Raw genomic sequence first — 25279 nt, 5'->3', positions numbered from 1 at the left:
TTCTTCAGTTCCTTATAATGCGTCAATATCCGCATATTTTTACATATATTTCCAACTAGTATAGCATACCATCACGCCTGCGTAAATATTTTCCGGTACAATTATTAAGCTCTAAGTTACAGTTCGGCCGTCTGACATGTAACTACGCTCCGCAAAACAGCGGAAGGCTGAACGGTTACCGCTCTAATCCGCTGATCTCTTGCTTGTGTATGCTTTCAGGCAGAGATTGCATTGATACTGCTCCTCTGCACTTGTCCAGGAATCTCCGTTTGAACTGATATACCCTTCCCCGTCTGTCAGGTCCGCATCTTTTGTCATCTCATCTGCCTGGCTCTCTGCCGCCGCCGGATATTCGCTGCCGGGGGACGTGATCTGTACAGCCACGGCAAATTTCACGCCTGCTTCCAGCTGTACCGGTTCATCCAGCTTTACAGTATAGTATCCTGCATCAGTGAATTTTCCCTCCGCTGCAGGTTTTGCAGAAGATAATTTCAGTTCCCCGTCAAACTCCGGTATGACATACACCTTGTAGGAAGTATTCTTTTCCGTAGCGTAGAAGCCTGCCGCCTCCAGCCATTCATCCTCCCCTGCCGTGTAGGCATTTGCAAAATAGCAGCTGTCTTTGCCATATCCCAGCTGCGCCACCCAGCCGCATTCATCTGACTGGTAAAGATTATCATAATTATCCGTAGCTTCTATCCCGGAATAGGCCACGCTGGTGCCTCCCAGCACTGCGTCTTCATAGGAGACATAGAAGATGCCGTCCTCACCAAACTTCTCTCCCCAGCTGTTCTGACAGATAAATGCCCCGTTCCCCTTCACATTATATGTAAAATTAGAAGCAGGATAATTATCATCCCAGCCAATGATAAGTATGTCATGGTTAGCCTTTTTTTCATACGGGTAGCAGTAGGCATAATTCATTTTGCTGTAATAGACTGAATTGCCGATGGAGGATGTCATATCCATATAGATAGATGACTGGACAGCCCCAAATTCATATACGGCCCTTTTCAGCTTTTCAATGTCCTTTTCTCTGTACAGGCGGATCTCCTGTACGTGCGCAAAGGGCTTAAGCCCGTCAGGGGAATAGCCGTCCCCATATGGATCCTCTGACTCCAGCACAGGCCCCTTCCAGGCCGTCAGATAGGCCATGGCCATAGTATAAGCCCCTCCATCCTGCTGAGTCCCGTTATATCCGTTCTGCATGGATATATGGTCGGCTGAAAATTCCTGATGCTCTTTCGGCAGAAGCGCTGCCTCCAGAGCAGAGGAAGTTGCCACCGCCCAGCAGGTTCCCAAATTCTTTTGGTCCTTTATGTACAGTTTCCGGCCATTCCTGCGCTGGTCATATTTCTTTGGCAGAGGCTGTTTCACTGCCTCGCTCTCTGTCTCACTTTCCGTTTCTGCCGCCGGTACGCTTTCTGTTCCGTCTTCCTGTCCCTCTGCCGCTTCCCGGAACGCCTCCGCGGCAGGCTCCTCTATAAGCTGCCAGCCCAGCCAGCATATCAGGGCCAGTATCACTGCTGCCAGCAGCACTTCTGCTTTTTTTAACAACTTTTCTCCTCTGATCTCTTAATTTTAGGAGGCCTTGGCCCCATAAACTGATAGAAATATGTCTTTATCATACCATTATATATTTTCCTGTTTTTATCAGCTTTCCTGCCTATATATTTCTCAGCATCCTCGTAGCTTGTTATCAGGTACATGGACCACGCATCCAGATTCCTGTAGCTCTCACCGATCTCCCTGTAGAGCGCCGGAAGGCTTGCCTTCTCCTCCAGCCTCTCTCCATACGGCGGATTCGTGATCACAAAACCATATTTTTTCGGATGCCGCAGTTCACTGACAGGGCGCTGCTGGAAATGTATCATATGCTCTACACCGGCAGCTCTTGCATTCTCTCTGGCCGATTTCACCACATCGCCGTCAATGTCATAGCCCTGGATATCCACCTCAGCCTTGTCGTCAATATTCTCCCTGGCCTCATCCAGAGCGTCATACCAGCATCTCTTGGGTATGAGGTTGTCCCAGCTTTCAGAGATAAAACTCCTGTTCATTCCCGGCGCGATATTGGCAGCCATCATTGCCGCCTCTATAGGAAACGTACCGCTTCCGCAGAACGGGTCCACCAGGATCCTGTCCCCTTTCCATGGCGTCAGCATTATAAGGGCTGCCGCCAGAGTCTCTGACAGAGGAGCCTTGCTCTGCAGGAGCCTGTATCCTCTTTTATGCAGCGACATTCCCGTAGTATCTATCCCGATCACTGCTTCATCCTTCATAAAGAACACCCTCAGGGGATATTCCGAACCATCCTCCTCAAACCAGCTGACGCCATACACCTTTTTCAGCCTCTCGACCATGGCTTTTTTCATGATCGACTGGATATCGGACGGGCTGAACAGCCTGCTTTTAATAGAAGTAGCCTTAGTTACCCAGAATTTCCCGTTCTTAGGTATGTAATTTTCCCACGGTATCTCTTTTGTCCTCTCAAACAACTCGTCAAAAGTCTCCGCATGGACACAGCCTACTTTTAACAGTATCCTTTCCGCACTTCTTAAAAATATATTGGCATAGCTGACAGCTTCCATATCTCCTATAAAAGTGACTCTGCCGTCCTCCACCTGGCTGATCTCGTATCCCAGATCCTGGATCTCTCTCTTCAAAACAGATTCCAGCCCAAAGTGGCAGGGCGCTATTAATTCAATTGTCTTCATTCTGTTCTCCTTAATTTTATTTCCGCTGCTCTTTCCCCGTCAAAACCCTTTATCATAAAGATACCCTTATCCAGTATACCATAAGTTGGGATATTATTCTCCTTGGGCAGGGCCACTGATCCCGGATTCAGCAGGAAATAACCTGGATTCTGCTCAGATCCCGGCCTGTACTCCGCCTTAAATACATGTGTATGTCCGTGTATCAGCGCATCATTTTCTTTCAGAGGCGGAAGATGGTTTTCATTATAGATATGTCCGTGGGTAGCATAGACTGCAGCGCTGCCCTCCAGAAGAAGGCAGTAATCAGCCATCACAGGAAAATCCAGGACCATCTGGTCAACTTCCGCCTCACAGTTACCGCGCACTGCATATATTTCATTCTTCAGTGCATTCAGCATCTTTATCACACGCTTCGGATCATACTGGCAGGGCAGATCATTACGCGGTCCATGATAGAGTATATCCCCCAGAAGGACCAGCCTTTCAGCTTTTTCCTTCTCATAAGCCTCCAGCATCTTCTCACAATAATATGCCGAACCGTGTATATCCGATGCAAACATCAGCTTCATAAGTATCTTTACCTCCATTTATACAGCCGCCTCACATTGATACGGCTGTATTTTTCTCTTACTATATATTAAAGCCCGGGTAAGCTCCTGTCAACGGCCAGTTTTGCCGTTTCTGTTCATCGCGGAGCGTGTTGCTGGTCACGGAGCGGTCAGTACGATTCCAGCATACGGCCCCTGTAGGCGTGTATGCCTCCTATAACAGTCTTGACATCGTATCCCTTCTCTGCAAGCTCCCTGGCAGCTGCCATACTGATGCTGCCCCGTTCACAATACAGTACAAGATACATATCAAGCGGGAGTGAATGACAGTTCTGCAGTCTTTCATACGGGATATTCACTGCCCCCCTGATGTGCTCCTGCACATATTCGTCAGGTGTCCTCAAATCAATAATAAAAGCATTCTTATCCTTGGCGTAACGGTCCAGATCCCTGGCTGCTATCATTTCAAATTCCATTTTTATACACTCCTTCCTTTTATCATATATGCAAAAAGAGAGTGAGATGTGAATTTGGCGCACAAAAGAAAACCGGCGCCATAGGGTACGCCGGTTTCTTTTTATTCCTGTCGCTGCATTAATTAATGCCTGAATTAATATTCAGAATCCTCATAGGAATTTTTGCTGTTGTTCTTTGAGCAGTTTGAAGAGTTGTTTCTGGAAGAATTATTATACTCGTTTTCGCTGTTGTTATAGCTGTTTTTTGAGCTGGAATTCTGGGAAGTTGAATTCTGTGAGCTATAATTCTGGGAGTTAGAGTTCTGTGTTCCGGAATTCTGTGTGCTGGAATTCTTAGAATTAGAATTCTGGGAGTTTGAATTCTGGGAGCTGGAATTCTGGGAATAGGAATTCTTGGAATTGTTATTCTGTGACTGATTTTTTGAAGTTGTGTTTTTTGCCATTTTCATTACCTCCTAAAAAGAAACAATTTTTTTATTGCAGTCTTTATTATCCCCGGCATGCAAGCTTTTATACCTTCGAAAAAACCTGAAAAAAACGGAAAAATAGTTATTGCAATTTTTTCCAATCTATATTATAATTCTTAGTGTAAAAAGAATTTACCCTTCAAAAAATTTTTTTTACAAACCCCTTATTAATTATTTATACTCCCCTCGAAAGGCTTCGGTAGCTCCCCTACCGGAGTCTTTCGCTTTTATTTTTAAAAAAAACATAGAAAATGCTGTTTCCCTTTGAGTGCATACCACAATGAGCACTCTGAGAAAACAGCATCTTTTTTTATTTTATCCAAAAATACGGCAATCGTCTCCTGGATTTCCACTTTTTATTCTGCAGGATAGAGAAGACTGAATCCATGGCAAATATAGCCAGCGCTATCATACCTGCCATCTGGATCGTCTGCAGCAGATAGTCTGCGGCAAGTCCCTGTTCCCCTAAAAATATCTGATAAACAGTACGGTACATGCCTGCTCCCGGCACAATTACGAGAATTCCGGGAATCAGGAATATGGTGACAGGCGCTTTAAATATCCTGGCAAAAATATGTGAGATCAGAGCGATCGCCATGCCTCCGAAAAAAGTGGCCACCATAATTCCGTATTTATCCAGGAACATCAGGTAGACTGCCCATCCCACTGCTCCTACGAAGCCTGAATAGACAAGAAACTTCTTTGGCACCTCTATAACAATTGAAAAACCCGCTATAGCAAAGAAAGCGGCTATCACCTGAAAGACAGGATTTGATATCATAATGAAATCCCTCCCATTAAAAGCATTCCCAGGGCAACGCCCACGACTATGGCCACGGCCTTTATAAAGGCTTCTATCGCCTTGGCTCCGCCAGCCATATAATCGCCCTGGAGCGTATCACGTATGGCCGTGGTTATGGCAGCTCCGGGCACCAGGGGCATGATCGCAGATATGATAGTTACATCCATATTAACATCCAGCACAGGGATCCTGGACATCAGCATGGCTCCCACAGCTATCAGAGCTGAACCAAAAACATCCTGTATAAATGAGTTGAACCCTATAAACTTCCCAAAATGCTGGATAAGCACGAGCAGCAGCCCGCAGATCCCTCCGCCCAGAATATCGAACACCGTCTGTCCGCCCATCAGCGGCACAAATCCGGCGGCGACCAGTATCGTGCCAAGATCCTTTACAAATGGTGTATATGTGCTCTGTTCTATATGCTTCAGCTCCCGGAATATTTCCTTTAAGGTGATCCTGCCCTCGCAAAACTGGCGTGACAGATCATTTACCCTCCATATCCTGAACAGGTTCATATCCCTCTCAGCTATCCTTCTGACAACTGTTATGGCATCAATTCCCGGATCATCAAGAGTCGCAAACATACCCGTTGTAGTCACGAAGGCCTCCGTTCTCTTTAAATGCGACATCTTCAGGATATGGTTGATGGTATCCTCCACCCTGTATATCTCAGCCCCGCTCTTGATCATGATCTCACCGGCCAGCACTGCTGTATCCAGCAGCAGCTTGTAGTCTGTAATCTCTTCCATTTTCCCTCTCCAAAATATTTTTATTAAAAAGCAGCTTCATGTTCCACTCATACTGACGCCTGCCTTTCTGGGACAGACAAGAAAACCGACCAGGACTCATCCGAATCCTGACCGGTTATTTTTTCAAAGAACATACCAGCTATTCTTTCCTTATGCAATTTTGCTCTTTGCCAGTTCTGCTAATGTAGCAAAACCTTCTGCATCATTGATTGCCATATCTGCTAAGATCTTGCGGTTCATCTCAATACCTGCCAGCTTTAATCCATACATAAACTTGCTGTAGGATAATCCGTTGATCCTTGCTGCAGCATTGATACGTGCGATCCATAACTGTCTGAACTGACGTTTTCTTTCTTTTCTTCCTGCATAAGCACTTGTCAGCGCTCTCATTACAGACTGTTTAGCTACTCTATACTGTTTGGAGCGGGCTCCCCTGTAACCTTTAGCCAGTTTTAATACTCTATTATGCTTTTTCTTAGCGTTCATTCCGCCTTTTACTCTTGCCATGTCTTATTTCCTCCTTCGATCGGCTTCTTATAAATAAGGTAAAATCTTCTTCATATTCTTGAAGTTAGTAGCATCTGTTATCGTTGCTTTTCTCAGGTTTCTTTTTCTCTTTGTTGACTTTTTAGTTAAGATATGGCTTTTATAAGCTTTATTTCTTTTTAATTTTCCTGTACCTGTTTTTTTGAAACGTTTTGCAGCTGCTCTGCTGGTTTTAATTTTTGGCATCTTATATGTTCCTCCTTGTGTTTAGACTATTTATTTTAACGTTTTTCAGTTAAAAACATCATAAGGCTTCTGCCTTCCACCTTTGCCGGCTTATCTACTACGGCGATATCCTCCAGCTTTTTGGCAAAATCATCCAGAATATGACGGCTGGCCTGCATGTGAGCCATCTCACGTCCCCTGAAACGCAATGTCACCTTAACCTTATTGCCTTTTTCAATAAACTTCCTGGCTGCACCCACCTTTGTATTCAAATCATTCACATCGATATTGGGTGACAGACGAACTTCCTTAACGTCAATTACCTTCTGCTTTTTCTTTGCTTCCTTCTCTTTACGAATCAGCTCATAACGGTATTTACCATAATCGATAATCTTACATACCGGAGGTTTTGCTCCCGGAGCTATTTTCACAAGATCCAGCTCAGCTTCCCTGGCCATCCGCATGGCTTCTTTGATATCTACGATACCAAGCTGCTGTCCGTCTTCACCAATCAAGCGCACCTCTTTGTCTCTGATCTGTTCATTAATCATTAAATCGCTAATTGTTTTGCACCTCCATAAATGCTTGTAATCCCACCCCTGCTCCCTCAAAAAAGCACTATATGCATATTTGCATAATAACATAAAAAAGGTGGATAGCACACTATCCACCGTAATAACCGTTCATGTACACAGACAGATCCTCTTAAAAGGAAATTTCCGCATACCGCATAAACTAATGCTGTTATTAACCAATAGTCACCTCATGTGCTATGGTGAGAGTGGATACTCTGCTTTGTTTTCGCTATAACCTTAGTTAGATTACCATAAAAGCACGTGCGTGTCAACTATCTTTTCTGAATTTTTTTAAATTTTGGGCTGCTGTTCCCGGACCGCTGTCCCTCAAAGAAATCCCCCGCAGCAAACCGCGGGGGATTCAACTTCCATATCCTATTGTCAGTCTTATTTACAGTGGCACTCGAAGCTGCCGCATTCAGTCTGCTCACATTCACATGCTGCAGCGCCCACAATACCAATTTTGTTAGCTGTACATTTACAATCTTCGTTAAAGCAGCAGTGGCGTGCTTTGCAGTCTACATCGATGGTCTGGGACGGGGTTCCCATTGAGCTGGTAGCCTGGTCCTTGGAACGCTCCTTAAAGCTTGCGCAGCATGTATCCTGAGGTGCATTGGCATCTGCGCCCTCCACCTGGATATCACCTTTGCTGCAATACATTCCGTTGTTATAAACACATTTCTGAGCTGAACATACAAGTAATGGCATAATAACTACCTCCTTTCTTTTCTTCCGGGATAGTATCTGCCATTACATGTTCTTTTATACTTTCTGTATTTTAAAATTCAAAAAAATTATTTACTCTGCTCTTCTGCCTCAATCCTGCGGATCTCTTTTGTCCTGATCTCCCTGCAGATATCATCGATAAATGCCTGAAGCTCCTTCTGGCCTTCGTCACCTTTGTAGCGGCTCCTCACAGACACCACGCCGTCTTCCTCTTCCTTAGCGCCTACCACCAGCATGTACGGCACACGGTCCAGGCGGCTTTCTCTGATCTTGTATCCGATTTTTTCAGACCTGTCATCTACTGAAGCGCGGATTCCGTTATCCTTAAGCTGCTCCATTACCTTGTGGGCATAATCGTGGAATTTTTCTGATATAGGAAGTACCCTTACCTGTTCAGGACACAGCCATGTGGGGAACATTCCGGCATATTTCTCGATCAGCCATGCCAATGTCCTCTCATAGCACCCCATACTCGTCCTGTGGATGATGAACGGCCGTTTCTTCTCCCCATCCTTATCCACATAATACATATCAAAGCGCTCAGCCAGGAACATATCCAGCTGGATCGTTATCATAGTATCCTCTTTGCCGTAGACATTCTTTGCCTGAATATCTAGTTTTGGTCCGTAGAATGCAGATTCTCCTTCAGCCTCTGTATATTCCAGGCCGATATGATCAAGGATCTTGCGCATCATGTCCTGGACCTCATTCCAGGTTTCCACTGTACCCAGGTATTTATCAGGGTTCTTGGGATCCCAGAGAGACAGGCGGTATGTCACGTCATCCTGCAGCCCCAGCGTAGTCAGGCAGTATTTGGCAAGATCCACACAGCCTTTGAATTCCTCCTCGATCTGGTCAGGACGGACGATCAGATGACCTTCCGAGATGGTGAACTGACGGACTCTTGTAAGACCGTGCATCTCGCCTGAGTCTTCATTTCTAAAAAGGGTGGATGTCTCACCATATCTGCATGGCAGATCCCTGTAGCTCTTCTGGCTCGCTTTATATACATAGTACTGGAACGGGCATGTCATGGGACGCAGGGCAAACACCTCTGACTCAGGATCTTCTTCATCACCCAGCACGAACATCCCTTCTTTATAATGGTTCCAGTGGTCTGATATCACATACAGATCCTTTTTGGCCACAAGAGGTGTCTTTGTGCGCATATATCCCCGCTTCTCTTCTTCATCCTCGATCCACCTCTGGAGAGTACGGATGATGATCTCGCCCTTTGGCATAATGAGCGGAAGTCCCTGTCCTATCACATCAGCTGTGGTAAAGATCTCCATCTCACGTCCCAGCTTGTTATGGTCGCGTTTCTTAGCCTCTTCCATCTGTCTGAGATGCTCATTGAGCTCATCCTTTGTCGAGTAGGCTGTTCCATAGATACGGGCAAGCATCTTATTCTTCTCATTGCCCCTCCAGTATGCCCCTGAGGAGGAGATGAGCTTAAACGCCTTGACTCCTTTTGTGTTCATCAGATGGGGGCCGGCACACAGATCAGTAAAACCGCCCTGCTTATAGAAGGATATCACAGCATCCTCCGGGAGGTCACGGATCAGTTCCACCTTGTATGGCTCTCCCTTTTCCTCCATATAAGCCATGGCCTCAGCCCTGGGAAGCGTAAACTTCTCAAGCCTTGCACCTTCTTTGATTATTTTCTTCATTTCTTTTTCAATCGCATCCAGATCCTCTCTGGAAAACGGTTCATGGTCAAAATCATAGTAAAACCCTGTATCTATAGAAGGTCCTATTGCCAGCTTTGCCTCCGGATACAGACGTTTTACAGCCTCGGCCAGTACATGTGAGGCCGTATGCCTCAGCGCCGCCAGGCCTTTCTCATCTCTCGCTGTGAGTATATTCAGCTCACAATCACTGTCAATGACTGTCCTCAGATCCACAACTCTTCCGTCAGCCTCAGCGGCACATGCCGCCCTTGCCAGCCCTTCACTTATGTCCAGAGCTATATCATATGCTGACTTTGCTTCTGCATACTCTTTCTTTGTTCCATCTTTTAATGTGATTATCATATCAATTCTCCTTTTTTCAGCGGGCGCAGCTGCGCCTCCTTCCGGAGGGTCCTCTCCTGTCAGAAATAAAATTTCCACAAAAGAAAAAAATCCCCTGCAGTGCACTCTGCACTGCAAGGGACGAATATCTCCGCGGTTCCACCCTGTTTGTTTATATAACCTCTCATTCATGACGATAACGGAGTCACCGTGCCGTATTAAGGCCGCTCTGAGCTGGTTTTCAAATACATGCCGACAGGACGTTCACACCGTCTGATCCCTCTCTGAAGTCTTTCTGCATTCTACTCTTCTCATCAACGCTTTTCTGTTTATATCTCGATTATATCATTGAAGAACGATTTGTCAATACTTATTTCATTCCATATTCAGGACCCTGTATAACTACCTAAATTCCTTTTCCAGAGCTTTTATCACGAATTCCGGCACATCTTCACTCTTTATCCCAAGTGAAAGCGTATTTCCGTTCTTCATATAAACCATGATGTCCATGTTGGCAAAACTATTTGACGCAACCGGAAACTGGCTCATATTGTCCCGCAGCAGCGGAGCTATCTGGCTGATCTCATCCTCTGAGGTCAGTACACATTCTGCCCTCATCCCATCACTTCTTATAAATTCAGGATCGTAGCAGGATATTGTGACAGACTCAATATCAGAAGCATTCAGCTGTTCATCCACAGGATATCCGTACTCTTTAAGAAGCGCCACTGTTCCTGTAAATGATTCATAGACAGGATAATTCTCACTGAACTGTGATATTCCGCCGTAGTAGGTTTCAGCCGCCGCCATCTGCAGCTGCGTCCCCCTGCTCTCATAGGTGAACCCGATGCTGCCTAATGCGGGTTCTGTTCTCAGAGTCTCAAATGTAACTCCCTCAAGCTCCTCTTTATAAGTCCGGAGCAGCTCCTCCTTCTGCTTTGAAGTGAGTTCCAGGTCTGTATAACCTGTAACACTGCTCAGATTCAGATAACGGACCTCCGAATTATCCCGGCCAAGGAGCGGGAAGAACTTGCTCCTGAAGGAAACATCTTTAAACAGCTCGTCCATGGTATGATTCAGGGCTTCCAGGCTTACATAGTAATTCCTGTAAACTTCTTTTTCTCCTGCAAGTTCATATCTGACTGAGACAAATCTTGTATCACCCTCATAATAAGCTGAACCGCTCTCCTTCAACCGCGCTATTCCCTCCTGCGCCAGTTCATAGACAGGTTCAAAGTTTGTGACACTGAGACTTTGCAGAGCCCTGATATCCGTATTGCCGCTGCCGATATCATAGGAGTCTCCGTAGTAAAAATTGCCGTTTATGCTGCTGTTATAGACCGACATGGACACAATCTCATCTTCATCGGGAATATAGCTGTCATAGCCGATCCAGTCAAAATAGAATCCGCAGGCTACCAACAGTGAGGTCAGGACTGCTGCCGCCATCAATATCTTGTGTGCAAAAATCTCCCTGATATCCAGGTGGTATATAAATTCTATAAGTGCGCTCAGTATAATGCCGCCAAATATGATTCCCACAAAGAACCAGATACTGCCGTAGCTCATCATCTTCAGCAGAAGCCCTGCTGTCAGTGAACACGGCACTACAAGAAGGAACTTCAGAGGCTTCTCTATCTTAGGAAATGCAATAGAATGTCCCGCAGCTTCCGACGCCCTCCTGCAATACAGCCAGAAGCACAGCAGGAACAGCAGCGCGATCATAAGTATGATCCAGCCGATACAGAAGAATGAAGTCTCCCCGCCCGCCAGCTTCGCCTCTGTAATAAGGCAGAGGAAGACGGGTGATAAGTATGACATAATGTCATACGTAACTTCTGAGCCTACAGACATCAGTGTGTGAAAAGACATCTCAGCCAGGCCGACGATCAGGAATACGACCATCGGGCCATAACACATAAAGGTTGCTGCCGCCAGGATACCCACAATGATCTTGCCTGTCAGCACTGCCGCCAGTATCCCTGTCAGATACAGTACCAGATAGTACAGGACCTGCATCAGGAAAGCCTCCATGGCAATGAGAAATATCTGCCCTGTCAGCAGTGAATTGATTGCTCCGATAATGATGCAGATAACAGTACACACAAAGCACGGAACCACATAAAAGAACAGGCCGTTTAAGAACTCTGCCAGAAACAGCTTCTGCCTGTTAACGGGAAGGCTGTGATAAAAGTCAACCTTCTGTTTGGAATTCATATAGCTGAAACAGGCAAATGCACTGACAACTGCACATCCTGCCGTCACAATGATCCTGCCCAGATTGCCGAAGCCTACAAAAGCCTGGAAGCTTTTTCTCACTGTTTCCAGTTCCAGATACCCTTCCTTGACAGAGCTCATCATACCATCAAGTTTCAGCAGGCAGGCCACAGGCAGGCTTATAAACAGCACCAGGCAGATCAGCGCCGGAAGCCAGCTCTTATACCTGCCTTCAACCTTCATCAGTTTAAAAAATGATATTTTTGATGTCATAGCCCGCCACCTCCGTCTCACTGATAAATATTTCTTCCAGGGTCAGGGGAAGGACCTCGTAGAACAGCGGCTCCTTCTGCTCCACACTCATTAATATTTCCTGCTTTGTCCCCCTTGCCACGATCGTGAGCAGCGACCCCCTTTTCTCATGCTGCAGCACATCCAGCTCTTTTAAAAGCTCCTCCTCAAATACGGGATTGCGGATGACACACTGGACTTTATGGATATGGAACTTCATATCTTCAAGATCCTTTGACAGCAGTATACCTCCTTTATGCAGAAGGCCTACATGGTCACAGATATCTTCCAGCTCCCTGAGGCTGTGGGATGCTATGACCGGCGTAAAATTTCTGTTTAAAAGCTCCACCGCAAACAGGCTTTTCACTGCCTGGCGCATAACAGGATCCAGTCCGTCAAAAGTCTCGTCACAGAAAAGATACCTGGTCTGGGCACAGATCCCTAACAGGACGGAAACCTGTTTCTTCATACCTTTTGAAAAGGTATTTATCTTGCGCTTTGGATCAAGCCCGAACTTCCCCACCAGCTCATCAAAGCGCTCTTTATTAAAATCAGGATAAACGATGGCATAATAATCGGCCATGTTCCTGGCAGTTGCATTCGGAAAAAAGTATGCCGTGTCCGATAAAAAGCAGATCCTGGACTTGGCTGCCGCATTCTCATAGACATCCTCGCCGTCCACCATGGCCATGCCCGTATCCGGTTTAAGCACTCCTGAGAGTACCCGAAGCAGCGTGCTCTTCCCGGCCCCATTAGTCCCCACCAGTCCGAAAATGCTGCCTTCTTCTATGGTAGCCACTATATTATCCAGGGCTTTTATATCTCCGAAGGACTTATTCACTCCGTTAATTTCTATCATACTGGCCCTCCTCAAACATTTCTTTTGATTTCTCCAGAAACTCATCCCTGGTAACTCCCAGTTCTTTCCCCTGGATAACCACATTCTTCAGCGTCCTGTAAAAAGCCTGAATCTTTCTGTTCTTTACTTCACTGTCGCCGGACACGAAATTGCCCCTTCCTTTAACAGGGTAAATAAATCCCTGCTGCTCCAGAACTGCATATGCCTTCTGTATGGTATTTGGGTTGATCGCCAGATCTACAGCCAGATTTCTCACTGACGGCAGCTGTGTGTCCGGTTCCAGCGCCCCATTCACAATCAGCGTCTGAAAGCGTTCTACAATCTGTTCATAAATTGGCATCCGATTTTGATAATCGATCGTTATCATAGAACCTTCCTCTCTTCTCCATAAGATTATACTTTACAAAAGCACACAGAAAACAAGGTTTCCAAGTGTACCATCCGCATTAGTACACTTACTTTATAGCACAGGCACTATCCGGGCGCAATGGGGTTAAGGTATTATTAAGTTATCTTAATCAAATATGCCGTTTTGACTATTTACAAAGCCCTACAGAAGCTCTTCATCGTAATGGGCGCGGCTCCCTCCCACAAACTTATATCTTGTCCTGGCGCATACCACATGGGCGCTTCCCACATTCTTTCTCTCTGTCCTGACAGGCACGGCCACTCTCTTCAGATGCATGCCAATCAAAGTATCTCCAATATCTATTCCTGCATCCGCTGACACTTCCTCAACTGCCGCAGGATGGACAAATCCCCTGTATGCCGCTGTTGCAAATGCCCCTCCGGCCTTTGGCATGGGCACCACATTCACCCTCTCCAGATGATACCTGTCCGCCGCCTCTTCTTCTATTATAATAGCGCGGTTCAAATGCTCACAGCACTGTGCAGCCAGATAGATGCCCCGCGGGACCAGCGCTCTTTGTATACCGGCAAACACTGCCTCCCCCACCTCTTTATTTGAGTAAGAACCTATTCTGTGCTTTTCTATCTCGCTGGTGGAACATCCTGCCACCAGGATATCACCGCTTCTTAATCCTGCCGCATCCAGAAGCTGGCTCACAGCTTCGTATGCCTCCTCTGCAATTTGCTCCAGTTCCCCGGCTGTAAGCTTCTCCTCTGACATCCCTTTTTCCTGTGCCATAATATCATCTCCTCACCTCAGTTTTTCTTTCACAAGCGCAAATGCCTCCCTCACCATATAATGCACCTGGAATTTCGGATCAGAATAAGCCGCTATTCCGCATACATTAGTATAGCCCTGCTTCCCGGCAATCATAAGGGCACGGCATATATGAAAATTATTTGATATAATTCCCACAGAAGCATCACTGCCGCCAATCAGACCTGCACAAAAGCGAAGGTTTTCCTCGGTGCTTGTAGATTTATCCTCTTTTATAAGCCTCTCAGGGGCAATCCCCCTGTCCTCCAGATAGCGGCGCATGGCTTCTGCCTCTGTGATATCTTCACCGTCACCCTGGCCTCCTGATAAAATAGCTGTTGTTCTTTCATTTTCTGTCATGTAATCATATGCTGCCTCCAGCCTCTTTGTAAGAGCCTTGCTCGGGTTCTCGCCCCGTACCTGGGCGCCCAGCACGATCACATAATCCAGGTCCGGCTTTCCCTTCTCCCCCATCTTTCCAACTATCTGCACTTCCGCAGCCAGGAAGATGACAAGCCCTGCTCCTATCACTATTCCTGCGGCTATTTTCAGCCAGAGAGGAAGATGCCATATCCCAGCTTTCTGCTGGCGCCATACAAATGACAGCCCTCCTAAAAATACTGCAGCCAATAACCATACTATTGCAAAATCCATTCCGAAAGCCAGCAGAAATACAAAATAAACCAGGCAGACCACTGCTGCCGCCAATAAAAATATGTCCATTATCCCTCCAAAAAAAATGCTGATCTCCGGGCTGAATCAACCCCTGGAAATCAGCATCGATTATCTGATCCTATGCATTTTTACCGCAGCATTTTTTATATTTCTTTCCGCTGCCGCACGGACATGGATCATTTCTTCCAATCTTAGGCCCTTTTACGATCGTGTTGGCTTTCTTTGCATCCATGTACAGCTTTTTCCTCTGCTCAGGTGTAAAGATCTCATCCCATACAGGGAGTTCATACAGCCAGTCAGCTTTCGCATCTACCATGTTCTTAAAGAGCATCTCTTTGTCAAAGCCAAGATTGACCTCCGTATTCTCATCCATCTCATCGATTGGATTCTTAACCTTAAGGCTGTCATCAATACCGTCCAGAAAGCCCACCATAGTCATGACCGGAATGCCGTATTTATCCGCCAGTTCTTTTACTGTGCCTCTGACTACTTCATCCGGATTTGTGAGCAGTTTCTCATATATGCCTTTTTCCACAAGGAAATAGTCTGTCCAGAATTTCTGCAGCTGTTTTTTATCTGTCTCCTGAGAGTACGCAACGTCTCTCCATTCCTGTAATAATCCCATTTTTTCCTACCGTCCTTTGTTTCATCAAATATTTCAAATCTATACAACAGCTATAGTATATAACACTTTCTATTTTTTTTCAAAAAGAATTTTTATTTTGTATAAAATTTCTTTTTTTACCCATACTATGATTAATCTCATAGAAAAGAAAACGAAGTAAACACGTTTTTTCTTTCTATAAGATTAACAGATGTCCTGACTGCTAACCCCCTTTTACGGGAAGGACAATTACTAAAGAAAAAAGAAATACTTATCCTCCCCTTAAACCTCCGTGGTTGTCGCAATGGCGCGAAGCTGCGGGGGTTTTTATTTCCAAACATCCTCCTGTGAAAGCAGCACATCATGAGGAATAATGATGCCATTTACCCAGAACTGGTACTGAGGATCTTCATCCGGCTGGGTCATCACATCGGCTGTCCATACTTCACCTGTCCCATATTTCATAACTACATAGCTGGCTGACTCTGCCGTGCCGTCAGATGACTGCGACAGCTTTCTTACACTGAGGAGGCTCTCCTCCCCCACATCAGCTGACACTACTGAACCGCTTCCGCGGCAGTAAGTCTTTCCGCTCTCTGTATCACTTTTCGTGAAGGAGAGGCCGCTAAAACTGTATTGATCGGCAACATTTTCCGAAAAGTCCACAGTGCTGCTGATCTCCACCCACATACCCGGGTCCGGTGTCCCGATGGGATATTTCTTGTAGAAATTAAGCTGCCCCTCTCCGTTGGCCAGGATGGTCACGCCCTGCCCCAGGACTGAACCTGCGGCGTCCCGGATCCTGTACACAACCATACAGTCTCTCAAATCAGCTGAATAGATACTTGCATTCAGAAAATAATCTACCTCATCATAAGCCAGATATTCATACGCATAAGTGTCAACATATCCAACTGAAACCTGTTTGCCGCTCTGCTCAACAGGCGTCGCCTGTATATAAGAGACGATCCTCTCGATCTCCCCGGGATATCCCCGGCTGACATTTGCCATCTGGCCCCTTCCCTTTGCGACTGCAACTAATGCATTGCTGTCCCCCGGAGAATCCATCACCAGAATATAATCCGTGGTGACGTCAGAGCATGTGAACTCTTTCTGGTAATCAGCATATCCTGATGAATCCTCTCCGAATTCATCCTGCTCCCACTCAAACATATTAAACTCAACACCGGTCTGAAAATCCCGGTATACATCCGCCACACTTAAACCCTCTCCCATATATTCCTGGCCTGAGTCTGTACTCAGGCTGTCTGCAGCTGCCGCTTCTGTGGTACTCTCACACGTCCCCAAGGCCAGAACTGCGGCTAACGCTGCCACTATAACTTTTCCCTTCATCCGCTTACCCTCCAGGCCCTGTTATTGACACAATTATACAATATTTTTTTATTTTTGTCATCATCTTTGACAGATTATAATAAAAATAAGTGCGTCTAACGTTACTGCTCACATGTTACCATCCTACTTTATGCTAATTTATACTAACGGAGGGCTTTTGAGAATATTCGATGCTATATTGGTCTGGAATATTTTACCAGACCGGGAGGTGCATACATGAAGCCGCTGAAAAAGAAACTCAGCATTACTATAGATGAAGATATTGTAATTGAAATCAGGGAACTCGCCGAAAAAGATGACCGCTCCGTCTCTCAGTATATCAATCTGGTCCTGCGTGGCTATTTAAATAGAAGAAACAACGCAATTCAGAAGAAGAAATAGTCAAGATACACATTGCAGCTTAATACTCGTTTATGATATAATCTTAAACAAAACGTTTTGGCCGGGGATTCATTCCCGGCTAAAACAATATTTTCTGCAAAAGAAAGGATATTAATATGGATAAAAAGAAAATTCCTTACAAAATTTATCTGGAAGAGAATGAGATGCCCGCAAAATGGTACAATGTCCGTGCCGATATGAAAAATAAGCCGGCGCCTCTTCTGAACCCTGCTACATTAAAGCCTATGACATTTGATGAGCTCCGTCAGGTTTTCTGCGATGAGCTTGTGCAGCAGGAGCTGGACGACACTACTCCCTATTTTGATATTCCCCAGGAGATCCAGGATTTTTATAAAATGTACCGTCCGTCTCCCCTCGTCCGCGCTTACTGTCTTGAGAAGGAGCTTGATACTCCCGCCAAGATCTACTACAAATTCGAAGGCAACAATACATCAGGAAGCCATAAATTAAATTCCGCTATTGCCCAGGCCTACTATGCCAAAAAACAGGGCCTGAAAGGAGTTACCACAGAGACTGGCGCCGGACAGTGGGGCACGGCTCTCTCCATGGCCTGTTCCTATTTTAAGCTGGACTGTAAGGTATTTATGGTGAAGGTTTCCTATGAGCAGAAGCCGTTCCGCCGGGAAGTTATGAGGACATACGGTGCATCCGTGACCCCGTCTCCCTCTGAGACTACAGAAGTTGGACGCAGGATCCTTGCCGCACATCCCGGAACCTCAGGCAGCTTAGGCTGCGCTATCTCAGAAGCCGTAGAAACTGCCATGTCAATGGACGGCTACCGCTATGTCTTAGGTTCAGTACTCACCCAGGTGCTTCTCCACCAGTCCATAATTGGTCTGGAGACTAAAGCTGCCCTTGATAAATATGACATCCATCCTGATATCATCATCGGCTGCGCCGGAGGCGGTTCTAACCTGGGCGGGCTCATCTCCCCGTTCATGGGTGAAAAGCTCCGCGGGGAAGCTGATTACAGGATCATTGCCGTAGAACCTGCATCCTGTCCAAGCCTTACAAGAGGCCGCTACGCATATGACTTCTGCGACACCGGAATGGTATGCCCGCTGGCTAAGATGTATACTCTGGGAAGCAATTTTATACCTTCAGCAAACCACGCCGGCGGACTGCGCTACCATGGCATGAGCTCCGTCGTGTCACAGCTTTATGATGACAAACTGCTGGAAGCAATCTCTGTGGAGCAGACCAGCGTGTTTGCCGCTGCGGAACAGTTCGCCAGAGTAGAAGGCATCCTTCCGGCTCCTGAGAGCAGCCATGCTATACGCGCTGCTATCGACGAAGCCCTTAAGTGCAAAGAGACAGGAGAGGAAAAGACTATCGTATTCGGTCTCACAGGAACAGGCTACTTTGATATGACTGCCTATGAGAAATATAATAATGGTGAAATGAGTGACTATATCCCTACAGATGAAGAGCTGGCAAAAGAATTTGCAAAGCTTCCGAAGGTAGAGGCCTGAGATAAATGATTCTCCCAAACGGGGCGCTGCAGACTGCAGCGCCCCGTTAAAATACTGCTTCACGCTTCAAGGATCTCAGTTACTTTCCCTATAGCTCTTGTCCCCTCCTGATCCTCATAGCCCCTGCAGCCTCTGACGAACATACGGCAGCAGTATTCTTTTCCATTTGCATCCTTCAGATGGATGATGACCTTCCCCTCATGCTGTCCTTCCAGATATCTGCACATCTCTTCTTTTGCCCGCTCATCCAGCTTGGCGCATTGAGGCGTCCTGATCAGGAACTGAAGGCTCTTTGTCTTATAATCATATTCAAAAATGCTCTCTCCCGCCAGCTGAGCCAGCTCTTCATATCTCCTGCCCATGCGGAGGAGTCCGTAATTTTTATCCTGGTATCTCAGCAGCAGATATACAGCAGCGAAAAATAGCGCCGCAGCCGGCAATATACTTCCCACCCTGTTTACTCTGGATGACAGCGGCAGCATCATAGCCCCGCACAGGCTTATTAATATGAGTCCTGCCGGGACCCACAATCTTTTCTTCTGCATTTTAATCTCTCCTTATTCAAATCTTACTATTTCTTTTTTCAGTCTCTTCATTATCTTTTTTTCCAGCCTTGATATATAGGACTGGGATATTCCCAGAAGCTCAGCTACTTCCTTCTGTGTCTTCTCCTCCCCGTCCCTTGTATTGATCCCAAACCTCAGTTTAACGATTGTCTGTTCCCTGTCCGTGAGCTTGGCTATAGCCTTGGTCAGCAGCTTTCTTTCCACCTCCGTCTCCATGTCCTTATAGATGACGTCCTCATCTGTTCCCAGAATATCTGAGAGCAGAAGTTCATTTCCATCCCAGTCCACATTCAGCGGCTCGTCTATGGATACTTCCATCTTTGTCTTATTGTTCCTTCTCAGATACATGAGGATCTCATTTTCAATGCATCTGGAAGCATATGTTGCCAGCTTGATATTCTTTTGGGGATTGAATGTATTGATTGCTTTGATCAGGCCGATTGTCCCAATTGAGATCAGATCTTCAACGCCAACCCCTGTATTGTCAAATTTTTTCGCTATGTACACTACAAGTCTTAAATTGTGTTCGATCAGTGCCGACTTTGCCTCATCGTCCCCTTCTTCTCCCAGCATATTTATCAGCTGTGATTCCCTCTCCGGCAGAAGAGGCGCCGGCAGCACTTCGCTTCCTCCTATATAATGAACGTCGTTAGGCCTCGATAACAGCAGATTCGGCAGTGAAGATACCATGCGGAACTGAAACCGGCGAGGCATTGCAACTTTTATGACCATTTTTAAATCCTCCTATTCATCTATCAGCAAAGGGTTCAATATCATCTGATACTCCCCTTTTATACTTACAGGCTCCTTGCTTATGGCTATCACGGGGTGCTCGATCCTTACAGGCACCGGTTCTCGTGCTATAATCATATAATCGAATGTAATTCCAGGCAGGATGCCGGCATCTTTCCCAACACTGTGGTATGGGATATAGAAAATTCTGACGCTGTCATCTACAAGCTCTTTCACGGAAAGAGAATCTGTGATACAGACAGGACGTCCTCCATACGGCTCTTTTAAGTGGTTTCCAGTATCCCGGAGGGCCTGCATGACCTCTGTCTTTCCCTTTAATGACAAGGTTACCTGATAAATATCCTGTGTTCTGCATTTCATTTTCTTGTAGCCGTCCAGCAGCCATACCAGGATGAGGGAGCTGATTCCTCCTGTCACAATGACAGATAGGGGGAGGAAGGAAAACAGCATCTGGAAAATCCCGCCCAGCAGAAATGATATCAGATACAGTGTCACAATCCCTTTAAGCAGCATTTTTTTCTGCCTGACGCCGCATCCGATCTTTACCATCAGTAAGCCCAGCAGTACATCGCCCAAGACGATGACCCATATCCCGGAGTGTAAAGGCTGTATCATGAGCGCACACGCTCCCAGAGCTCCCACAATTGCCGCAGCCATCCACCTGACTGCTTTAGGGCGGATCTTCAGGACCCTGCATGTTATCCCGATCAGTATAAGATCCATAAACAGGTTCTCCAGAAAATACACATCTATGTAGAACTCATAATACACAAAGCACCTCCTGTCACGATACGAAAGCACTTAAGCTAAGCAGTCTCTATTATAGTTGAATGACAGTGCGAAATTTGTCAAAATTACAGTGCTATACCCAAGTTTTCTTCGACAAAAAAAACGTGCATGTCATATTAATGACATGCACGCCCCTGGTTACACAGTATATTCCATATAAATGATTTTAAACAGCCGGACTTAAGATCTCTGGAGCACCTTCAGCACTCCGCGGAGCCTTTCTGCCGGAATCTGACCCGGCGCTGAAGCCTCCCCTATGCATCCGAAAGTGACAGCCGACCCAAAAAGACTGCCTGACACACGGCTCAGCAGCCCCATCTCACCCATAGCCATTGTGACTACCGGGGTCACATCATGCAGCTCCTTCATAGTGAGGGTGGCATCCATAAGATTCAGGACATCCCGCTCACACTGCGGCATGACTGCCAGCTTTACTATATCCGCCTCAAGCTCCTGCATCTTGCAGAGACGCATCAGCATCTCCTCCTTTTTAGGAGTCCCGGAAAAATCATGGTTGGATGCAATGACCTTCACGCCATTACTATGCGCCGTCTCTATCAGTATAAAGGCCACATCATCCCCCATGGCAGTCTCCACATCCACAAGATCCGCCAGGCCGCTTGTTATCACTCCTGTATTCATATGGATATATTCTTCTATAGAGCTCAGTTCCCTGTAACCCCCCTCTTTTCTTGTTCTGAATGTATAGAGGATGGGCATCTCCCCCAATTCATCGCGGATGATCCCAAGAACCTCCTCTACCTTTTCAGGCTGGTTATATTCCTCAAAATAATCAGCTCTCCACTCAACCATATCGAAAGCCTGGTTCTTCATCTCTTTTAATGCCACTTTTATTTCAATCCTGTTCTTCGCCACTATGGGCACGCAGATTTTAGGGATCCCGTCTCCTATTACCAGATTTCTCACTTCTATCTGTCTGCTCAATCCTATCTCCCCCTCGTTTTGTCAAACCTGTTCTTCTGTTTCCTATTATCAGAAAGCCTCTTCCGGTTTCAAATTGGTTACCCTGTAACCTACATTTTTATATTTTAACACATAAATGTGATAAAGTCCATTTCTCTTTTTCTTGACACAAAAGGTTCCATCCCTTAAGATATATTGCAAAGAATCACTTACCTGCAACATACAAGGAGAAACCAAATGACAAAAACTACTTCAGATGATCAGGCCTGTGCGCCTGTTCCCATTACGGGCCACACCCGCCTCACGGGCCTTCTGGGCCGCCCCGTGATCCACAGTATCTCACCCCTTATGCACAATGAAGCATTCCGGCAGCTTGGCCTTGATTACGTCTATCTGTGCTTTGATGTGGGTGAGGCTGAACTGAAAACTGCCGTTGAAGGCCTGAAGACCATAGGTGTGCGGGGCTTTAACTGCACTATGCCTGACAAGACAGCCATGTGCCCTCTCTGTGACAAGCTCTCACCCGCCGCCAGCATGATCGGCGCGGTAAATACAGTCATCAACGATGACGGCATACTGACAGGCTGCAATACCGACGGAATCGGATACATGCAGGCAGTAAAGGCGGCCGGCTTTGATATCACGGACCAGACAATGACGCTCTTCGGGGCCGGAGGCGCCGCCACTGCCATCGCTGTACAGGCAGCACTTGACGGCGTTAAGAATATTAACCTCTTCTGCCGCCGCGGCCGCTCCTGGGACAGGGCAGCAAAACTGGCTGACTCCATAAACAGGAGTACAGGCTGCAGTGCCAGCCTCTATGATACGGCGGACACTGCCTCCCTGAAAACCTGCCTGGAAAGCAGCCGTATCCTCACAAACGCCACCTCCTGCGGAATGACTCCTGATACACAGGGATGTATTCTGGAGGATCCCTCCCTGCTGCATCCTGACCTCATTGTGTCCGACATCATCTATAACCCGCGCACAACACGTCTTATGCTGATGGCAGAAGAGGCAGGCTGCCAGACCTTTAACGGATTATACATGCTCCTCTTCCAGGGAGCCGAAGCTTTCCGTCTCTGGACAGGCAGAGATATGCCTGTTGATCTCATCAGAAATAAATTCTTTTAAAACCAGCAAAAGGATGTGCTCCGTGTATACTCACCCCGGGCACATCCTTTTGTCAAATAGTACAGTCTCTCTCAACAGCTGCTGCTGTCTTTAATCATTATATCCATTTGGATTATTGCTCTGCCATCTCCAGGAATCCTCGCACATCTCATCGATCCCTCTCTCGGCTACCCAGCCCAGCTCTTCTTTTGCCTTAGTGGCATCTGAATAGCAGGTTGCAATATCGCCCGGGCGGCGCGGCTTTATCTGATATTTGATTTCCTTGCCACATGCTTTTTCAAAAGCGTGCACCACATCCAGCACACTGTATCCGACGCCTGTCCCCAGGTTATATATACTTACGCCTGACTTATCCTCAAGCTTTTTGAGCGCTTTCACATGACCCACTGCCAGGTCAACTACATGGATGTAGTCGCGGACGCCTGTACCATCCGGCGTATCATAATCATTTCCAAATACACCCAGGGATTCCAGCTTGCCTACAGCCACCTGCGCGATGTATGGCACAAGATTATTCGGGATTCCCTTCGGGTCCTCCCCGATAAGCCCGCTCTTATGAGCACCGATAGGATTAAAGTAGCGCAGGAGCACCACGTTCCATTCAGGATCAGCTGTGTGCAGATCAGTCAGCACCTGCTCCAGCATTCCCTTTGTCTGTCCATAGGGATTTGTGATCTTTCCCTTCGGGCATTCCTCTGTGATAGGTATGAAAGCCGGATCACCGTAAACTGTTGCGGAGGAGCTGAAAATAATATTCTTAACACCATGATTTCTCATGACATCGCAGAGGATAAATGTGCCTGTCATATTATTGTGGTAATATTCAAGGGGCTTTGCCACTGATTCGCCTACAGCCTTCAGGCCGGCGAAATGAATAACTGAGTCTATCTGCTCATTGTCAAATATATTATTTAAAGCATCCCTGTCCAGGATATCAGCTTTGTAGAATTTTACCTTCCTGCCTGCAATCTGTTCAACCCTCTCTAAAGCTTTTTCACTGGAGTTATATAAATTGTCAACTACAACCACATCATATCCGGCATTCATAAGTTCTATGCAAGTATGGCTTCCTATGTATCCTGCTCCGCCTGTTACTAAAATTGCCATGAGAAACTCCTCCTTTAAAACAATAATTTTGGTTTGTTACATGTTTTTTGTTTATTATACTCCACCTAACGGCACTTGGCAACTATTTCTTTCATAGTTTCCCATTTTTCCTTCATATCGCTGACCAGCTTAAACTGAGTCCTGGCTCTGTCCAGATTATGTTTTTCCCTGTGGATCTTAAAATATGTATCACCTGAAAGATAATCAGCCAGAAAACGCATGCCGCATTCCAGCGTCATCACCAGGGCTCCCATTGGCAGCATCTCTGTCTCTTTCTCTGTGAGGCTGCCATGGCAGCCTTCCATAAATCCTTTCGTGTAGACTTCAAAAAGCTCCATACTGCAGCTTACTTTGCTCAGGTCCTGCTCATCCTCCAGGGCAGTGCTGGCTCCAAAGCGAATAGAATCACCGAAGTCATTGACTGAAAGGCCGGGCATGACTGTATCAAGGTCTATGACGCACAGTCCTTTTCCTGTAGCCTTGTCAATCATGACATTGTTCAGCTTAGTATCATTGTGGGTAACTCTCAGTGGAAGCTCTTTTTTCGCCAGCAGATCACCGAGCACGTGAGTATAGATCTCATTTTCCATAACGAACCTGATCTCCTCCTGCACGCCTGCCGCCCTTCCCATAACATCAGCTGCCGCTGCTTTTTTAAACGCCTCAAATCTGGCGGCCGTATCATGGAATCCTTCTATAGTCTCATGAAGAGTGGCTGCGGGATAGTCTGCCAGCAGGTGCTGGAAATTTCCAAAGGCCAGGGCGCTCTGGTAGAAATCATCCGGCTTTTCAACCAGGTCATAGCTGAACGCATCCTCGATGAACTGGTAAACTCTCCAGTATCCGTCCAGGCTGTCCACAAAATAATTTTTTCCTGCCTTGGTCTTTATAATATTAAGCGTCTCCCTGTCCGGATCTCCTCCCTGCTCAATGATCTTCTTCCTCAGAAATGTGGTGACCCCCACCACATTTTCCATCAGCTGGTCCGGCTTAGTGAACACATTTTTATTCATCTGCTGAAGAATGTAGTGTCTGTGGCTGCCATCTCCCAGACGGCAGCTGACACGGAATGTAGTATTGATGTGGCCGCTTCCATACGGCCTGCAGATAAAGGGATCCCCTTCCAAAAGGAACGCCCCTGCAGCCTCTTCAATCCCAGGTACCCTGCTTTCAAATTCCATC

28 protein-coding genes and 1 other annotated feature are annotated in these 25279 nt (G+C 46.4%); of the genes, 3 read left to right on the top strand and 25 right to left on the bottom strand.

Going from position 1 to position 25279, the window contains the following annotated elements; translation table 11 throughout:
* Positions 1-183: 183 nt before the first annotated feature.
* From NSB28_RS16700 to NSB28_RS16610, 19 genes are all read right to left on the bottom strand, one after another.
* Positions 184-1557, bottom strand: a complete 1374-nt coding sequence (locus NSB28_RS16700; protein ID WP_109624842.1) for a lectin like domain-containing protein — start codon at positions 1555-1557, stop codon at positions 184-186.
* The gene (locus NSB28_RS16695) at positions 1551-2717 is read right to left on the bottom strand and encodes a THUMP domain-containing class I SAM-dependent RNA methyltransferase (RefSeq protein ID WP_109624843.1); all 1167 of its coding nucleotides are present in this window, start codon (positions 2715-2717) and stop codon (positions 1551-1553) included. Before NSB28_RS16695 ends, NSB28_RS16700 begins: the two co-directional genes overlap by 7 nt.
* Positions 2714-3286, bottom strand: coding sequence for a phosphodiesterase (gene yfcE / locus NSB28_RS16690; RefSeq protein WP_109625260.1), 573 nt, complete (start codon positions 3284-3286; stop codon positions 2714-2716). The genes NSB28_RS16695 and yfcE overlap by 4 nt, the downstream gene beginning before the upstream one ends.
* Before the next feature lie 149 nt (positions 3287-3435).
* Positions 3436-3741 carry a rhodanese-like domain-containing protein gene (locus NSB28_RS16685; RefSeq protein WP_109624844.1) on the bottom strand — a complete coding sequence of 102 codons (306 nt, stop codon included), beginning with the start codon at positions 3739-3741 and terminating at the stop codon, positions 3436-3438.
* Between the two features lie 134 nt (positions 3742-3875).
* Positions 3876-4184: a hypothetical protein gene (locus NSB28_RS16680; protein WP_109624845.1), complete on the bottom strand. Its 309-nt coding sequence runs from the start codon at positions 4182-4184 to the stop codon at positions 3876-3878.
* 334 nt (positions 4185-4518) lie between these two features.
* Positions 4519-4989: a threonine/serine exporter family protein gene (locus NSB28_RS16675; protein ID WP_109624846.1), complete on the bottom strand. Its 471-nt coding sequence runs from the start codon at positions 4987-4989 to the stop codon at positions 4519-4521.
* Entirely contained in the window at positions 4986-5762 is a 777-nt protein-coding gene (locus NSB28_RS16670) for a threonine/serine exporter family protein (protein ID WP_109624847.1), read from the bottom strand. Before NSB28_RS16670 ends, NSB28_RS16675 begins: the two co-directional genes overlap by 4 nt.
* Positions 5763-5912: 150 nt before the next feature.
* On the bottom strand, positions 5913-6269 hold the full coding sequence (gene rplT, locus NSB28_RS16665) for a 50S ribosomal protein L20 (RefSeq protein WP_109624848.1): 357 nt from the start codon (positions 6267-6269) through the stop codon (positions 5913-5915).
* Positions 6270-6296: 27 nt separating this feature from the next.
* Positions 6297-6494, bottom strand: coding sequence for a 50S ribosomal protein L35 (gene rpmI / locus NSB28_RS16660; RefSeq protein ID WP_109624849.1), 198 nt, complete (start codon positions 6492-6494; stop codon positions 6297-6299).
* A gap of 35 nt (positions 6495-6529) precedes the next feature.
* Positions 6530-7024: a translation initiation factor IF-3 gene (infC, locus tag NSB28_RS16655; protein ID WP_109624850.1), complete on the bottom strand. Its 495-nt coding sequence runs from the start codon at positions 7022-7024 to the stop codon at positions 6530-6532.
* A gap of 411 nt (positions 7025-7435) precedes the next feature.
* On the bottom strand, positions 7436-7756 hold the full coding sequence (locus tag NSB28_RS16650) for a DUF1540 domain-containing protein (RefSeq protein WP_109624851.1): 321 nt from the start codon (positions 7754-7756) through the stop codon (positions 7436-7438).
* Between the two features lie 86 nt (positions 7757-7842).
* Positions 7843-9807 carry a threonine--tRNA ligase gene (gene thrS / locus NSB28_RS16645; RefSeq protein WP_109625261.1) on the bottom strand — a complete coding sequence of 655 codons (1965 nt, stop codon included), beginning with the start codon at positions 9805-9807 and terminating at the stop codon, positions 7843-7845.
* 113 nt (positions 9808-9920) lie between these two features.
* Positions 9921-10113 (bottom strand) — a binding site (T-box leader).
* Positions 10114-10188: 75 nt separating this feature from the next.
* A complete protein-coding gene (locus NSB28_RS16640; RefSeq protein ID WP_109624852.1) occupies positions 10189-12276 on the bottom strand; it encodes a DUF6449 domain-containing protein in 2088 nt (695 codons plus the stop codon).
* Positions 12251-13153 (bottom strand): ABC transporter ATP-binding protein, encoded by a 903-nt coding sequence (locus NSB28_RS16635; protein WP_109624853.1) that lies wholly within the window; start codon positions 13151-13153, stop codon positions 12251-12253. Before NSB28_RS16635 ends, NSB28_RS16640 begins: the two co-directional genes overlap by 26 nt.
* The gene (locus NSB28_RS16630; protein ID WP_109624854.1) at positions 13140-13520 is read right to left on the bottom strand and encodes a GntR family transcriptional regulator; all 381 of its coding nucleotides are present in this window, start codon (positions 13518-13520) and stop codon (positions 13140-13142) included. The genes NSB28_RS16635 and NSB28_RS16630 overlap by 14 nt, the downstream gene beginning before the upstream one ends.
* A 183-nt stretch (positions 13521-13703) precedes the next feature.
* Positions 13704-14300 (bottom strand): TIGR01440 family protein, encoded by a 597-nt coding sequence (locus NSB28_RS16625; protein WP_243134654.1) that lies wholly within the window; start codon positions 14298-14300, stop codon positions 13704-13706.
* Positions 14301-14312: 12 nt separating this feature from the next.
* A complete protein-coding gene (locus NSB28_RS16620; protein WP_109624855.1) occupies positions 14313-15041 on the bottom strand; it encodes a YdcF family protein in 729 nt (242 codons plus the stop codon).
* Between the two features lie 70 nt (positions 15042-15111).
* Positions 15112-15618, bottom strand: a complete 507-nt coding sequence (locus NSB28_RS16615) for an SEC-C metal-binding domain-containing protein (RefSeq protein WP_109624856.1) — start codon at positions 15616-15618, stop codon at positions 15112-15114.
* Positions 15619-15924: 306 nt separating this feature from the next.
* The gene (locus tag NSB28_RS16610; RefSeq protein WP_109624857.1) at positions 15925-16950 is read right to left on the bottom strand and encodes a hypothetical protein; all 1026 of its coding nucleotides are present in this window, start codon (positions 16948-16950) and stop codon (positions 15925-15927) included.
* Positions 16951-17166: 216 nt separating this feature from the next.
* On the opposite strand from NSB28_RS16610, the gene NSB28_RS16605 reads away from it, so the two are divergent.
* A complete protein-coding gene (locus NSB28_RS16605; RefSeq protein WP_109624858.1) occupies positions 17167-17331 on the top strand; it encodes a ribbon-helix-helix domain-containing protein in 165 nt (54 codons plus the stop codon).
* Between the two features lie 116 nt (positions 17332-17447).
* Positions 17448-18824, top strand: coding sequence for a TrpB-like pyridoxal phosphate-dependent enzyme (locus NSB28_RS16600; protein ID WP_109624859.1), 1377 nt, complete (start codon positions 17448-17450; stop codon positions 18822-18824).
* A gap of 59 nt (positions 18825-18883) precedes the next feature.
* On the opposite strand, the gene NSB28_RS16595 is transcribed toward NSB28_RS16600, so the two are convergent.
* The 4 genes from NSB28_RS16595 to aroD all read right to left on the bottom strand — a co-directional run bounded on the left by NSB28_RS16595 (position 18884) and on the right by aroD (position 21877).
* Positions 18884-19369, bottom strand: coding sequence for a hypothetical protein (locus tag NSB28_RS16595; RefSeq protein WP_109624860.1), 486 nt, complete (start codon positions 19367-19369; stop codon positions 18884-18886).
* Positions 19370-19381: 12 nt separating this feature from the next.
* Positions 19382-20122, bottom strand: a complete 741-nt coding sequence (gene sigE / locus NSB28_RS16590) for an RNA polymerase sporulation sigma factor SigE (RefSeq protein WP_109624861.1) — start codon at positions 20120-20122, stop codon at positions 19382-19384.
* A gap of 12 nt (positions 20123-20134) precedes the next feature.
* Positions 20135-20914 (bottom strand): sigma-E processing peptidase SpoIIGA, encoded by a 780-nt coding sequence (locus tag NSB28_RS16585; protein WP_109624862.1) that lies wholly within the window; start codon positions 20912-20914, stop codon positions 20135-20137.
* A gap of 198 nt (positions 20915-21112) precedes the next feature.
* A complete protein-coding gene (gene aroD, locus NSB28_RS16580; protein WP_109624863.1) occupies positions 21113-21877 on the bottom strand; it encodes a type I 3-dehydroquinate dehydratase in 765 nt (254 codons plus the stop codon).
* A 216-nt stretch (positions 21878-22093) separates the two neighbouring features.
* Here aroD and NSB28_RS16575 point away from each other — a divergent pair, with 216 nt between their 5' ends.
* On the top strand, positions 22094-22990 hold the full coding sequence (locus NSB28_RS16575; protein ID WP_109624864.1) for a shikimate dehydrogenase: 897 nt from the start codon (positions 22094-22096) through the stop codon (positions 22988-22990).
* A 90-nt stretch (positions 22991-23080) separates the two neighbouring features.
* Here NSB28_RS16575 and galE read toward each other — a convergent pair whose 3' ends face one another.
* Both galE and NSB28_RS16565 read right to left on the bottom strand, forming a co-directional pair.
* Positions 23081-24097 (bottom strand): UDP-glucose 4-epimerase GalE, encoded by a 1017-nt coding sequence (galE, locus tag NSB28_RS16570; protein ID WP_109624865.1) that lies wholly within the window; start codon positions 24095-24097, stop codon positions 23081-23083.
* 65 nt (positions 24098-24162) lie between these two features.
* Positions 24163-25278, bottom strand: a complete 1116-nt coding sequence (locus tag NSB28_RS16565) for a phosphotransferase enzyme family protein (protein WP_109624866.1) — start codon at positions 25276-25278, stop codon at positions 24163-24165.
* Position 25279: the final 1 nt, after the last annotated feature.

The sequence above is a fragment of the Murimonas intestini genome (assembly GCF_024622195.1).
GTDB classification, from domain to species: Bacteria; Bacillota; Clostridia; order Lachnospirales; family Lachnospiraceae; genus Murimonas; species Murimonas intestini.
This window is presented reverse-complemented; position numbering and strand designations above follow the sequence as displayed.